General features: G+C 70.9%; 11 protein-coding genes. 2 read left to right on the forward strand and 9 right to left on the reverse strand.

The annotated features are described in order from the left end of the window. Positions 1 to 109: 109 nt before the first annotated feature. Positions 110 to 1,117: a stage II sporulation protein M gene (locus FHX80_RS09640; RefSeq protein ID WP_145763822.1), complete on the reverse strand. Its 1,008-nt coding sequence runs from the start codon at positions 1,115 to 1,117 to the stop codon at positions 110 to 112. A gap of 120 nt (positions 1,118 to 1,237) precedes the next feature. On the opposite strand from FHX80_RS09640, the gene FHX80_RS09645 reads away from it, so the two are divergent. Continuing rightward, a complete protein-coding gene (locus FHX80_RS09645; protein ID WP_145763823.1) occupies positions 1,238 to 2,200 on the forward strand; it encodes an RDD family protein in 963 nt (320 codons plus the stop codon). On the opposite strand, the gene FHX80_RS09650 is transcribed toward FHX80_RS09645, so the two are convergent. The 8 genes from FHX80_RS09650 to FHX80_RS09685 all read right to left on the reverse strand — a co-directional run bounded on the left by FHX80_RS09650 (position 2,197) and on the right by FHX80_RS09685 (position 10,734). Next, entirely contained in the window at positions 2,197 to 2,808 is a 612-nt protein-coding gene (locus FHX80_RS09650) for a hypothetical protein (RefSeq protein WP_124284155.1), read from the reverse strand. The two genes, FHX80_RS09645 and FHX80_RS09650, sit on opposite strands and share 4 nt — an antisense overlap. A 237-nt stretch (positions 2,809 to 3,045) precedes the next feature. Then, positions 3,046 to 4,503: an adenosylhomocysteinase gene (gene ahcY, locus FHX80_RS09655; protein WP_145763824.1), complete on the reverse strand. Its 1,458-nt coding sequence runs from the start codon at positions 4,501 to 4,503 to the stop codon at positions 3,046 to 3,048. 247 nt (positions 4,504 to 4,750) lie between these two features. Beyond that, positions 4,751 to 5,785, reverse strand: coding sequence for a cation diffusion facilitator family transporter (locus FHX80_RS09660; RefSeq protein ID WP_145763825.1), 1,035 nt, complete (start codon positions 5,783 to 5,785; stop codon positions 4,751 to 4,753). Positions 5,786 to 5,874: 89 nt separating this feature from the next. Then, complete coding sequence (gene manA, locus FHX80_RS09665; protein ID WP_145763826.1) at positions 5,875 to 7,122, reverse strand: mannose-6-phosphate isomerase, class I; 1,248 nt, start codon at positions 7,120 to 7,122, stop codon at positions 5,875 to 5,877. 128 nt (positions 7,123 to 7,250) lie between these two features. Beyond that, a complete protein-coding gene (locus FHX80_RS09670; RefSeq protein WP_145763827.1) occupies positions 7,251 to 8,387 on the reverse strand; it encodes an SIS domain-containing protein in 1,137 nt (378 codons plus the stop codon). A 52-nt stretch (positions 8,388 to 8,439) separates the two neighbouring features. After that, positions 8,440 to 8,622, reverse strand: coding sequence for a Trm112 family protein (locus FHX80_RS09675; RefSeq protein ID WP_018552946.1), 183 nt, complete (start codon positions 8,620 to 8,622; stop codon positions 8,440 to 8,442). 103 nt (positions 8,623 to 8,725) lie between these two features. Next, entirely contained in the window at positions 8,726 to 10,171 is a 1,446-nt protein-coding gene (locus tag FHX80_RS09680) for a phosphomannomutase/phosphoglucomutase (protein WP_244318191.1), read from the reverse strand. 182 nt (positions 10,172 to 10,353) lie between these two features. After that, a complete protein-coding gene (locus FHX80_RS09685) occupies positions 10,354 to 10,734 on the reverse strand; it encodes a DUF3499 domain-containing protein (RefSeq protein ID WP_145763828.1) in 381 nt (126 codons plus the stop codon). 380 nt (positions 10,735 to 11,114) lie between these two features. Here FHX80_RS09685 and FHX80_RS09690 point away from each other — a divergent pair, with 380 nt between their 5' ends. Then, the gene (locus FHX80_RS09690; protein WP_145767177.1) at positions 11,115 to 11,543 is read left to right on the forward strand and encodes a metallopeptidase family protein; all 429 of its coding nucleotides are present in this window, start codon (positions 11,115 to 11,117) and stop codon (positions 11,541 to 11,543) included. The last annotated feature ends 54 nt before the right edge of the window (positions 11,544 to 11,597 follow it).

The raw sequence follows: 11,597 nt of genomic DNA on the forward strand, positions 1-11,597 counted from the left end.
AACTTGTCCAGTTCGAGGCAACTGTTCAAATATACCTCCCCCAGTCCGCCGTGTCAACGGTTTTTTGGGGCGAGGAGGAGACTAGCAGCTCGGGAGAGGCATACGCACATCAGGCGGCAACCGGGAGTTCGGCGCTCCGTTCGGAGCCGGCAATGTCGCCTGAGTCGCCGGTTCGGGCCGCGCGGCCGCCCAGGATGTAGACGTAGGCGAGAAAAGCCAGCTCCGCGGCGATTCCTATGGCGATGCGGGCCCAGGTGGGGAGGCCGGAGGGGGTGACGAAGCCCTCGATGACACCCGAGACGAACAGGATCAGGGCCAGGCCGATGGCCATGCCGATCGCGGCACGGCCCTGCTGCGCCAGGGCTGTACGCCGGGTGTACGGGCCCGGGTCGATCACCGTCCAGCCCAGACGGAGGCCGGTTCCCGCCGCCACGAAGACGGCCGTCAGTTCGAGCAGTCCGTGCGGAAGGATCAGGCCGAGGAAGGTGTCGAGCCGGCCGGCCGAGGACATCAGCCCGATGCCTACTCCGAGGTTGAGCACGTTGAGAAAGAGGATCCAGATCACCGGGACGCAGAGGAATGCTCCCAGGACCAGGCACATCGCCGCGGCCTGAGCGTTGTTCGTCCAGACCTGGGCGGCGAACGAGGCCGCTGGATGGCTTGAGTAGTAGGTCTCGTACTCCCCGCCAGGACTGGTCATGCGGCGGAGGTCGTCCGGGGCGGCGATGGCCGACTGGACCTCCGGATGCGTACCGATCCACCAGCCGACCAGTGCGGCCAGGAGCGTGGAGAGGACAGCTGTCGGTATCCACCAGTTCCTGGAGCGGTAGACCGCTGCGGGAAATCCCGCCGTGAGGAACCGCGCGGCGTCGCGCCACGACGCACGGCGGGTCCCGGTCACCGTGGAGCGGGCCCGGGCCACCAGCTGGGTGAGGCGCGCGATGAGCAGTGCGTCGGGGGCACTGGACTGGATCAAGGAGAGATGCGTCGCCGTGAGCTGGTAGAGGTCGACGAGCTCGTCGGCTTCCGCGCCTGTGAGCCTGCGCCCGCGGTGCAGGAGGTGATCCAGGCGGTCCCACTCGCTGCGGTGGGCGTTGACGAAGACGTCGAGGTCCATGGGCGGCTGCTGCTCCAGGCATGGGTGCGTACGGGTCCGTACTACTGCGGCGCTTTTGCGGGTCAGCTTGGCAGACTGTGGCCCCGTAGGGCAGGGATGGTCGGCGAAGGGTGGGCGGCGATGAGTGAGCTCGTGACCGGGGACGCGGTCGTGCTGGGGCTGCGGCCGGCGAAATTGCCGAGTCGTGCGCTGGCTCTGGCCATCGATCTGGTTGTAGTAGGAACGGGCTTCGTCCTCGTGTCGATCGGACTGGTCGTGGCGACGGCCGCACTGGACGAGGCTGCTGCCGCCGCCATCTCCGTGGCGACCTTCCTGCTGGTCCTGGTGGGAGCGCCGATAGCGGTGGAAACGCTCAGCCACGGCCGTTCGCTGGGGAAGCTGGCATGCGGGCTGCGGGTGGTGCGGGACGACGGGGGGCCGATCCGGTTCCGGCACGCTCTGGTGCGCGGGGCGATGGGCATCGTCGAGATCCTCATGACACTCGGGGTGGTCGCCTCCGTCGCGTCGCTGGTGTCGGCGCGTGGGAGACGGCTCGGGGATGTCTTCGCGGGGACGCTCGTCGTACGGGAGCGGGTACCGGCGGGCCGGGCCGCAGCCGTTCCGCCTCCGCCGCCCTGGCTGGTGGGACGCTTCGCCGGGCTGGATCTGTCGGCGGTCCCGGCCGAGCTGTGGCTGGCGGTGCGGCAGTACCTGACGCGGATGCACCAGCTGGACGCCGACGTGGGCCGGACCATGGCCGAGCGACTGGCCGGAGAGCTCGCCGGGTGGACCGGAGTTCCGGCGCCGGTGGGGGTGCCCGCCGCCGCGTACCTGGCGGCCGTGGTGAACGAGCGGCAGGCTCGGGATGCGCGCCGGCTGTTCGCCGCTTCCCGCGCCGCTGCCGGCGTTACGGGGCCGTGGGGCTCAGGGACTCCTGTGGACCCCGTGGCCCCCGTAGCTCCTGCAGTCCCTGGCGCTTTTGGTGCTCAACCTGCGCAGGTGGCCTCAGTGGCGGCTGTTCGGCCCGCGGAGTCAGGGGATGTGGCGGCGCCCGGGGCGGATGGGGCGCGGCCGTCCACCACCGGGTTCGCTCCGCCCGGCTAACGGGTCGAGGGTGGGGATTCCAGCTCTTCGAGCTCGATGCCCGGGGCCGAGAGGACCACGTCACCGGCGATGTGGATGGTGTGCTGCTCACCGGTGTCCAGGGCGTTGACCTGGTATTCGTCCACAGTCAGCGGACCGTTGTCAGTGGCGTGCGCTTCACTGTTCACCAGGGCCCAGGACTGGTCGACGGTACGGGGGGCGAGGACCGGATCCGTGAAGGCCACGACGCGGAGACGGGTCGCGGGGGAATCGGGGGTGAGGCGCAGCAGGCGTGCGGTCGCGATGAGGAAAGCGGGGGAAGTGCCGGTGAAGGTGTGGGCGCGGACATTGCCTTCGTTGGCGTGAGTGCCGGTCGGATCGGTGCGGACCCAGGTGACGCCTTCGAGGGCGGCGCCGCGGATCTGCCAGCTCGCGGCGTGGAGCTCGAGACGGATCGGGCGGCCGAGTTCGTCGAGGGTGAGGTCGATGGATCCGAGGTGATCGCCGGACGGGGCGGTCGTCTGGGAGACATAACGCCAGCCGGAGGGGCCGGGGGCGCAGTGGAAGTGTTCTTCACCGAGGGGGGTGTGGTCGTGAAGATCGTGGAGCGAATATCGGCCGCGGGGCATGGGGTCCTTCAGGTTCCTCGGGCTGTGCGGGTGCGGTACGACGCAGGCCCCCGACACGGGGGTGCGGGGGCCTGCGTGCGTAGCTGCTGCGCTGCTGCTGCTGCTGAGTCACCGGGTCTGTTGACGCTGTCGCGTCCGCGGACTCCGGGTCCGGGGTCGTGGGGCCTGCCGGTGGCCGGTCTTCACTGACTGGTGGTGACCGTGAACGGTCACCGGCGGGCCGCCGCGGTTACGGGGTCAGTAGCGGTAGTGGTCGGACTTGTACGGGCCCTCGACCTCGACACCGATGTAGGCGGCCTGCTCGGGGCGGAGCGTCGTGAGCCTCACTCCGAGCGCGGCGAGGTGGAGGCGGGCGACCTTCTCGTCGAGGTGCTTGGGCAGCACGTAGACGTCGGTCGGGTACTCCTCGGGCTTCGTGAACAGCTCGATCTGGGCCAGGGTCTGGTCCGCGAACGAGTTGGACATGACGAACGAGGGGTGGCCGGTGGCGTTGCCCAGGTTCAGCAGGCGGCCCTCGGACAGCACGATGAGGACCTTGCCGTCGGGGAACGTCCAGGTGTGGACCTGCGGCTTGACCTCGTCCTTGACGATGCCGTCGATCTTGGCGAGGCCGGCCATGTCGATCTCGTTGTCGAAGTGGCCGATGTTCCCGACGATGGCCTGGTGCTTCATCCGGGCCATGTCACCGGCCATGATGATGTCCTTGTTCCCCGTCGTGGTGACGAAGATGTCGGCCTGCTCGACGACGTCATCGAGGGTGGCGACCTGGTAGCCGTCCATCGCCGCCTGCAGGGCGCAGATCGGGTCGATCTCCGTGATGATCACCCGGGCACCCTGGCCGCGCAGGGACTCCGCGCAGCCCTTGCCCACGTCGCCGTAGCCGCAGACGACGGCGGTCTTGCCGCCGATCAGGACGTCGGTGGCGCGGTTGATGCCGTCGATCAGCGAGTGGCGGCAGCCGTACTTGTTGTCGAACTTCGACTTGGTGACCGCGTCATTGACGTTGATCGCCGGGAACAGGAGGGTGCCGTCGCGGTGCATCTCGTACAGCCGGTGCACACCGGTGGTGGTCTCCTCGGTGACACCGCGGATCTCGGACGCCAGCTGGGTCCACTTCTGCGGGGCCTCGCCGAGGGTGCGGTTCAGCAGGGTGAGGATGTAGGCGTACTCCTCGCTGTCCGCGGTCGAGGGGTCCGGGGCCGCGCCGGCCTTCTCGAACTCCACGCCCTTGTGGACGAGGAGGGTGGCGTCACCACCGTCGTCGAGGATCATGTTCGGGCCGCCGGTGGGCGTGTTGGGCCAGGTCAGGGCCTGCTCCGTGCACCACCAGTACTCTTCGAGCGTCTCGCCCTTCCAGGCGAAGACGGGGACGCCGGCGGGGGCGTCCGGGGTGCCGTTCGGGCCGACCGCGATGGCTGCGGCCGCGTGGTCCTGGGTGGAGAAGATGTTGCAGGAGGCCCAGCGGACCTCGGCGCCGAGGGCGACCAGGGTCTCGATCAGCACGGCCGTCTGCACGGTCATGTGCAGCGAGCCGGTGATGCGGGCACCGGCCAGCGGCTGCGTGGCGGCGTACTCCTTGCGGATCGACATCAGGCCGGGCATCTCGTGCTCGGCGAGGGTGATCTCCTTGCGGCCGAAGGCTGCGAGGGAGAGGTCGGCGACCTTGAAGTCCTGTCGATTGGCGACCGTCGTCATAACGGGCTGCTCCTCGTGATGGGTCGAGGGTGGGTGGGCGGCTCTGCGGCGGCGGGCACACGAATGCCCGAGCGGCTCGCAGCGCAGTCCGTCGGAGGCCCTCTCTCCCTCGGCCGGTCCGCGCGAACGGACCGATCGACCGCCATCAGCAGCGACGTCTGGCACTGCCGTCGAATCTACACCGAACGGCCCAGCCGCTCCCAGCCCACCGGGTCCGGGAGCGGCCTCGAAGGCGCGTCGGGTGCGGTCAGTGGCCGGTTTCCGTCGGATCGGCCGGGGTGTCGGAGGCCTCGTCGGATGCGGAGGGTGCGGTGGGTTCGGCGGGTGCTCCGGCCGGGTCCTTGGCCGGGTTGGTGCCGGCCCGGGCCGCGGCCTCGTTGTAGATGTCCGGTTCCAGGTAGATGACCCGGGCGATCGGGACCGCCTCGCGGATGCGGGACTCGGCCGCGTTGATGGCGTTGGCGACCTCGGTGGCCGTGTCGTCGTGCTGGACCGCGATCTTGGCGGCGACCAGCAGTTCTTCCGGGCCGAGGTGGAGCGTACGCATGTGGATGATGCCGGTAACGGTGTCGCCGTCCACGACTGCGGCCTTGATCTTGTCGACCTGGTCGATGCCCGCGGCCTCGCCGAGCAGCAGGGACTTGGTCTCGGCGGCCAGGACGATCGCGATCGCGATCAGCAGGATGCCGATGCAGAGGGTGCCGATGCCGTCCCACACCCCGTCACCGGTGCCGACGGCCAGGCCCACGCCGCCGAGGGCGAGGACCAGACCGATGAGCGCGCCGAAGTCCTCCAGCAGCACGACGGGAAGTTCGGGGGCCTTCGCGCGGCGGATGAACTCGGTCCAGGACAGTGCGCCGCGGGTCTCGTTGGACTCCTTGATGGCCGTCCGGAAGGAGAAGCCCTCGGCGATGATCGCGAACACCAGGACACCGACCGGCCAGTACCAGGCCTCGATCTCGTGCGGGTTCTTGATCTTCTCGTAGCCCTCGTACACGGCGAACATGCCACCGACCGAGAACAGCACGATGGAGACGAGGAAGGCGTAGATGTAACGCTCTCGCCCGTACCCGAAGGGGTGTTGCGGGGTGGCCTCGCGCTTGGCCTTCTTGCCGCCGAGCAGCAGCAGTCCCTGATTGCCCGAGTCGGCGAGCGAGTGGACGCTCTCCGCGAGCATCGACGACGAGCCACTGAACAGGAACGCCACGAATTTGGCCACTGCGATCGCGAGGTTGGCGCCGAGCGCCGCCACGATCGCCTTGGTTCCGCCTGACGCACTCATGGGTGCCTGGTGTCCCTTCGTTCGGTGCTGCGGCCCCAGCGGCCGCGGTACGGCCGGACATTGTTGCAGTCCATGGTGCGGACGGTGCGTCAGGCCACCACAGTGGAACGGAACAGCGTGCCCGTACCGGACACTTCGGTCGTTTCCCCTGCCGGTACGAAGACCGAGTCGCCGGGTACGAGGACGAGGTCGCCGGCCCGTGGTGCGCCCGCCGTGCAGAGCAGGATCTGGGGTGTGGCCGCGGTCAGGTCGACGGGGTCGGCGCCGGGCGAGAGGTCGAAGCGGGACAGCCGGAACTCGTCGGCCGGCGTCTCGTACAGTTCCTCGCCGGACGGGGACGCCTCGGGGCGCAGGATCCCGGGTTCGGTCGCCTCGAAGCGGACGATGCGCAGGAGTTCGGGTACGTCGATGTGCTTGGGCGTCAGTCCGCAGCGCAGCACATTGTCCGAGTTGGCCATGATTTCGACGCCGAGGCCGTCGAGGTAGGCGTGCGGCACTCCGGCGCCGAGGAACAGCGCCTCGCCGGGCTGGAGTTGTACGTAGTTCAGCAGCATGGCCGCGATGACGCCCGCGTCACCCGGGAAGTGGTGGGCGATGCGCGCGTACGGGGCGTACGCGCCGCCGAGCCGTTCCGCGGCGGCTGCCGCGGCGGTCACCGTCTCCGCCATCTGTGCCGGGTCCGCGGTGAGGATCGCCGTGAGGACCTCGCGCAGGGCGGCCTCCTCGGGGTGGGCGCGGAGCAGATCGGCGTACGGCTTGAGGGAGTCGACGCCCAGTGCCTCCATCGCCTCGGCCGCCTCGACGGGCCGGCGGAAGCCGCACAGGCCGTCGAAGGGGGTGAGCGCGCAGATCAGTTCGGGCTTGTGGTTGGCGTCCTTGTACGTGCGGTGGGGGGCGTCGATCGGGACGGACCGGCGCTCCTCGTCCGCGTATCCCCGCTGTGCCTGGGCGAGGTCGGGGTGGACCTGGAGGGAGAGCGGGGCTCCGGCGGCGAGAAGCTTGAGGAGGAAGGGGAGACGGGGACCGAACTTCTCGACGGTGGCCGGGCCGAGCTCCGCGACGGGGTCGGCGGCGATGACGTCGGTGAGGGGCTGCTCGGCAGTGGGCTGCTGGGTGACGGGCTGCTTGACGGTGGGCTGCTCGGCAGTGGGCTGCTGGGTGCCGGACGTTGCGTCGGGGGTGGCGGCGGTGCGGGTTATCCGGGAGGGGGCTCCGGGATGGGCGCCCATCCACATCTCGGCCTGGGGCTCGCCGGTGGGGGCGACACCCAGCAGGGCCGGGATGGCTGTGGTGGAGCCCCAGGCGTACGGGCGCACGGTGTTGGAGAGCCGGTCCATGGAGTTCGTCCTCGTGCTTTGTGGGATGCGTGGAGCTTGGGGGTGTGCGTGCGCTGGGGTGCGTACGCTGAGCCGGGGGTGCGTCGGGTCCGGGTGCTTGCCGGGCCCGCGGCTTGCGGCGTGGTGGTTCAGGTGCGGGTTTCCGAGGCCAGGGCCAGGTAGACGGCCGCGAAATCGGTGACCGCGAGAAGCTCGGCGAGGGCTTCGAGCCTGTTGCCCTCCTCCGGTTCGAGTTCGCTGATCGCCGTCTCGTGGCCCAGAGCGAGTTCGCGGGCCGCGGGTGCCGCGCTCAGGCCGCCGGTGGGCCGGTCCCGGAGCAGGACGACCCGGGCGTGCAGGGTCTCCGGCTCGTCGACCCGGTCGCGGAAGAACTCGTCGGGGTCGGCCCCGGCGGCGAAGGCCCCGGCCAGCAGTCCCCCGTGCGCGGGGAGCGCCTCGGGGAGTTCGGCCGCGAGCGCCGGACGGCCCGAGAGCTCGGCCAGGACCGCGGCGAACCGGCGTCCGACGGGGGCCGCAGCCTCGCCCTCGGTCCAGATGAGCGGAAGGGTGTCCGCGAGTTCGGCGGCCAGGGTCTTCGCCGGATTGCTGTACGTGGCGATGGCCGGTCCACAGCGTTCCGCCGTGCGGTCCAGGCGGTCCGCGACGCTCTGCAGCGTCTCCGGGGGCGCGGTGACCAGGCCGACGCGGTCGAGCAGCGCGAGCAGCGGGGTGAACAGGGCCCACAGGGTGCCCGGGCCTGCGGCCGACGTCTCGGCGTCGTACTCGCCGTGCGGGGCGGAGGCCATCGGTACGACGAGGCCGTGCGCGCCGTCGACCGCCTCGTTCAGCGGTGACTGCCGGGGGGCGACGGCCACGACCGTGCAGCCGCGGCGGTACGCCTGCTCGGCGACGAGGGCCAGGCCGGGTTCGGAGCCGTCCGCCGTGACGATGAGCAGCAGGTCGAGGGAGCCGGCCCAGCCGGGCAGCGTCCAGCGCATCGCGCCGGCGGCGGGTGCGACGCCGGTCGGGTGGACGCGCGTGACCGGTGCGGAGGCCCCGGCGAGGGCGCCGATCAGGTCGGCGACGCCGGATGCGGCGGTGCCGGAGCCCGCGACCAGGACGGCGCGTGGGCGGCCCTCCGGGTTCAGCTCGGAGATTCCGGCTTCCGTCGCGTGCCGGGCGGCGGTACGGACCCTGGCCCCGGCCTCGGCGGCGCCGCGCAGCAGACCGCGGCGGTCGGCTCGGGCCAGGGCTTCCGGGGCGTCGAGCAACGACTCGTCGAGCATGGGGACGGTCCTCCGATCACGTGCTGATCACCGTGCGGGGTGTGGGGCCCGCTCAGGCGGGGCGGCGGGCCTCGTCGACGAGGAGGACGGGGATGCCGTCCCGTACCGGGTAGGCCAGGCCGCAGTCCTTGCCCGTGCAGACCAGTTCGGGGCTGTCGGCTGCCGACCGGTCGTCGAGGGGGGAGTGACAGGCCGGACAGGCCAGGATCTCCAGGAGGCCGGCTTCGAGCGGCATGGGGTGGGTCCCTTCGGGCGGATACGGGTGTGGTGCGTGTTGTTGCTGTTCTTGCTTGTGTTCTTACGACTTGCTTCTTGCTCTTGGATCGGGCGACGTCAGCCTACCGCTGGGGTGGCTGAGGCGCGGCCCGGCCGGGGCCCGTGGTGGACGTGCCAGCGACGGCGGGGGCACCAGACGTCCCGGAACCACGGATCAAGGTCAAGGCCTCGTCCCGTACGGCCTTCATCGTCTCTTCGTCGCGGGCCTCGACGTTCAGGCGCAGCAGCGGTTCCGTGTTGGAGGCTCGGAGGTTGAACCACCAGTGCGGGGCCGTGACCGTCAGGCCGTCCAGTTCGTCGGTGGTGACGCCCTCGCGGTCGGCGAATGCTGCTCGTACCTCCGCCGTGCGGGCCGGCTGGTCGTCGACCGTGGAGTTGATCTCGCCGGAGCCGGCGTAGCGGTCGTACTGGGCCACCAAGGCCGAGAGGGGTTCCTCCTGGCCGCCCAGCGCGGCCAGGACGTGGAGGGCGGCGAGCATGCCCGTATCCGCGTTCCAGAAGTCCCGGAAGTAGTAGTGGGCGGAGTGCTCGCCGCCGAAGATCGCCCCGTGTGCGGCCATCTCCGCCTTGATGAAGGAGTGGCCCACCCTCGTCCGGACCGGGGTGCCGCCGTTCTCGCGTACGACCTCCGGGACCGAAAGGGACGTGATCAGGTTGTGGATGACCGTGCCCCGGCCGCCGTTGCGCGCCAGTTCCCGGGCCGCGACCAGGGCGGTGATCCCCGACGGGGAGACTCCCTCGCCCCGCTCGTCCACGACGAAGCAGCGGTCCGCGTCGCCGTCGAAGGCCAGGCCCAGATCGGCGCCCTCGGCCAGCACGCGGGCCTGGAGGTCGAGGATGTTCTTGGGGTCCAGGGGGTTGGCCTCGTGGTTCGGGAACGTGCCGTCCAGCTCGAAGTACATCGGGACGAGGTCGACGGGCAGACCTGCGAAGACCGTGGGGACCGTGTGGCCGCCCATGCCGTTGCCGGCGTCCACGACCACCTTCAGCGGGCGGATCGCGGACACGTCGACCAGCGACAGCAGGTACGCGGCGTAGTCGGTGAGCGTGTCCCGTGCGGTGATCGTGCCGGGGGTGGCGGTCGGCTGCGGGGCACCGGTCACGGACCACTTCTCGACGAGGGTGCGGATCTCGGCCAGGCCGGTGTCCTGGCCCACCGGGGCGGCGCCCGCGCGGCACATCTTGATGCCGTTGTACTGCGCCGGGTTGTGCGAGGCCGTGAACATCGCGCCCGGCAGGTCCAGCGACCCCGACGCGTAGTACAGCTGGTCCGTCGAGCACAGCCCGATCATCGTGACGTCCGCGCCGCGGGCCGCCGCACCACGGGCGAAGGCTCCTGACAGGGCGGGGGACGTGGGGCGCATGTCGTGGCCGATCACGATCGCGTCCGCGGCCGTCACCTCGACGAACGCCGCTCCGAACTGCTCGGCCAGGGCTTCGTCCCACTGGTCGGGCACGACTCCGCGAACGTCGTACGCCTTCACGAGCTGCGACAGGTCTGCAGTCACGGGACGGTCCTCCTGAGGGTTTCTTCGGACCGCCAAACTACCCGGCGGCCCAGGTCGCCTCGTGCTCCGGGGACGGGAGCGCGACGGAAGCGGGAGGGGAGCGTCACGGGAGCGCGAGGGAAAGCCTCGCGGGGAGAGCGCGGGAAAGTTCGCGGCTCGTGTGCGGGAAACTGCCGCCGGCGTCAGGAGTCGGGCGAGCGCAGCACGCGGAGGTGGCTCCTGCGGGCGACCTCCAGCGGATCCGCGGTACGAGGACCGCCACCGCGCCTGGTCCCGTCGCCGCGGTCCTGCGGACGCGCCGCTTCCCGTACGGCGTTGGCGAGCGCTTCGAGGTCGTCACCGCTGGGGCGGGTGGGCGCGGAGGGGTCGGCGAGCCGGACGACCTCCCAGCCGCGTGGCGCGGTCAGCCGCTCGCTGTGCTCGGCACAGAGGTCGTAGCAGTGGGGCTCGGCGTAGGTGGCGAGCGGGCCGAGGACCGCAGTCGAGTCGGCATAGACGTACGTCAGTGTCGCGACGGCAGGGCGGCCGCACGCGGTGCGCGAACAGCGACGTACAGGGCTCACGATGTTGGACGCTACCGCACTCTTGACCGGGCTGCGAAGACTCTCCCTCAGCTCACCCCACCGTGTCGCCCTGTGGCGTCGGGCTCAGCCGCCTCCGGGGCGACTCCCCTGACCTGCGGGGCAACAAGGGGGTACGCGTCACGGCGGCAGCCTTTCCGGTCGCCACGCGCCTCGAATACGGTCATGTGGCAGGAGGCCCATGGTCGGGAGCGGGGCCTGAAACGGGCTCCCCCGTGGCCGGATCGCTCAAGAACCGACAGTCCCGTTCGCCCCTCGGGAAGCCCTCGCGAATCCCCCTGGGAAACCGCCCGGGGTTCCGCTGGGCAGTCGCCGGTCGACCGCCGTCCGCTCGCCCCGTGGAGCGTTACGCTGCGTCGGTGATGGACAGTCCCGTACCGCCCCACTCGTCCGAGCCGCGACCGCGGCGCAGAGACCGGCACGGCCGAGGCATGCGTGGGCCGGTCGCCCCGCCCCAGGTGCCGCTCTCGGCCAGCCGGGCGGACAGCTTCCGTGATCTCGTGCAGGACTCCGTGGAGCGGCTGGAGCGGCGCTGGCCGCAGTTGGCCGAGGTCGACTTCGTGGTCCTCGATGTGCCGACGACCGGGGAGGAGACCGTCCCGCTGGGGAGCGCGTTGTCGGCGGAGAAGGAACGGCCGGCGCAGATCGTCGTCTACCGGCGTCCCGTCGAGATCCGCACCAAGAGCCGCGACGAGCGAGCGCTGCTGGTGCACGAGGTCGTGGTGGAGCAGGTCGCGGACCTGCTCGGGCTCTCGCCGGAGTCGGTCGATCCGCGGTACGGGCAGGAATAGCGGCGCAGCGCGGCGGCGCAGTACGGCGGCGGGCGGGGGCCGTGTTCGTCGGCC

It is taken from the genome of Streptomyces brevispora (assembly GCF_007829885.1).
Classification (GTDB): domain Bacteria; phylum Actinomycetota; class Actinomycetes; order Streptomycetales; family Streptomycetaceae; genus Streptomyces; species Streptomyces brevispora.

Coding starts and splice junctions, on each gene's coding strand:
- FHX80_RS09640 (WP_145763822.1), bottom strand. CDS start 1,117: ATGGACCTCGACGTCTTCGTCAACGCCCACCGCAGCGAGTGGGACCGC.
- FHX80_RS09645 (WP_145763823.1), top strand. CDS start 1,238: ATGAGTGAGCTCGTGACCGGGGACGCGGTCGTGCTGGGGCTGCGGCCG.
- FHX80_RS09650 (WP_124284155.1), bottom strand. CDS start 2,808: ATGCCCCGCGGCCGATATTCGCTCCACGATCTTCACGACCACACCCCC.
- ahcY (WP_145763824.1), bottom strand. CDS start 4,503: ATGACGACGGTCGCCAATCGACAGGACTTCAAGGTCGCCGACCTCTCC.
- FHX80_RS09660 (WP_145763825.1), bottom strand. CDS start 5,785: ATGAGTGCGTCAGGCGGAACCAAGGCGATCGTGGCGGCGCTCGGCGCC.
- manA (WP_145763826.1), bottom strand. CDS start 7,122: ATGGACCGGCTCTCCAACACCGTGCGCCCGTACGCCTGGGGCTCCACC.
- FHX80_RS09670 (WP_145763827.1), bottom strand. CDS start 8,387: ATGCTCGACGAGTCGTTGCTCGACGCCCCGGAAGCCCTGGCCCGAGCC.
- FHX80_RS09675 (WP_018552946.1), bottom strand. CDS start 8,622: ATGCCGCTCGAAGCCGGCCTCCTGGAGATCCTGGCCTGTCCGGCCTGT.
- FHX80_RS09690 (WP_145767177.1), top strand. CDS start 11,115: ATGGACAGTCCCGTACCGCCCCACTCGTCCGAGCCGCGACCGCGGCGC.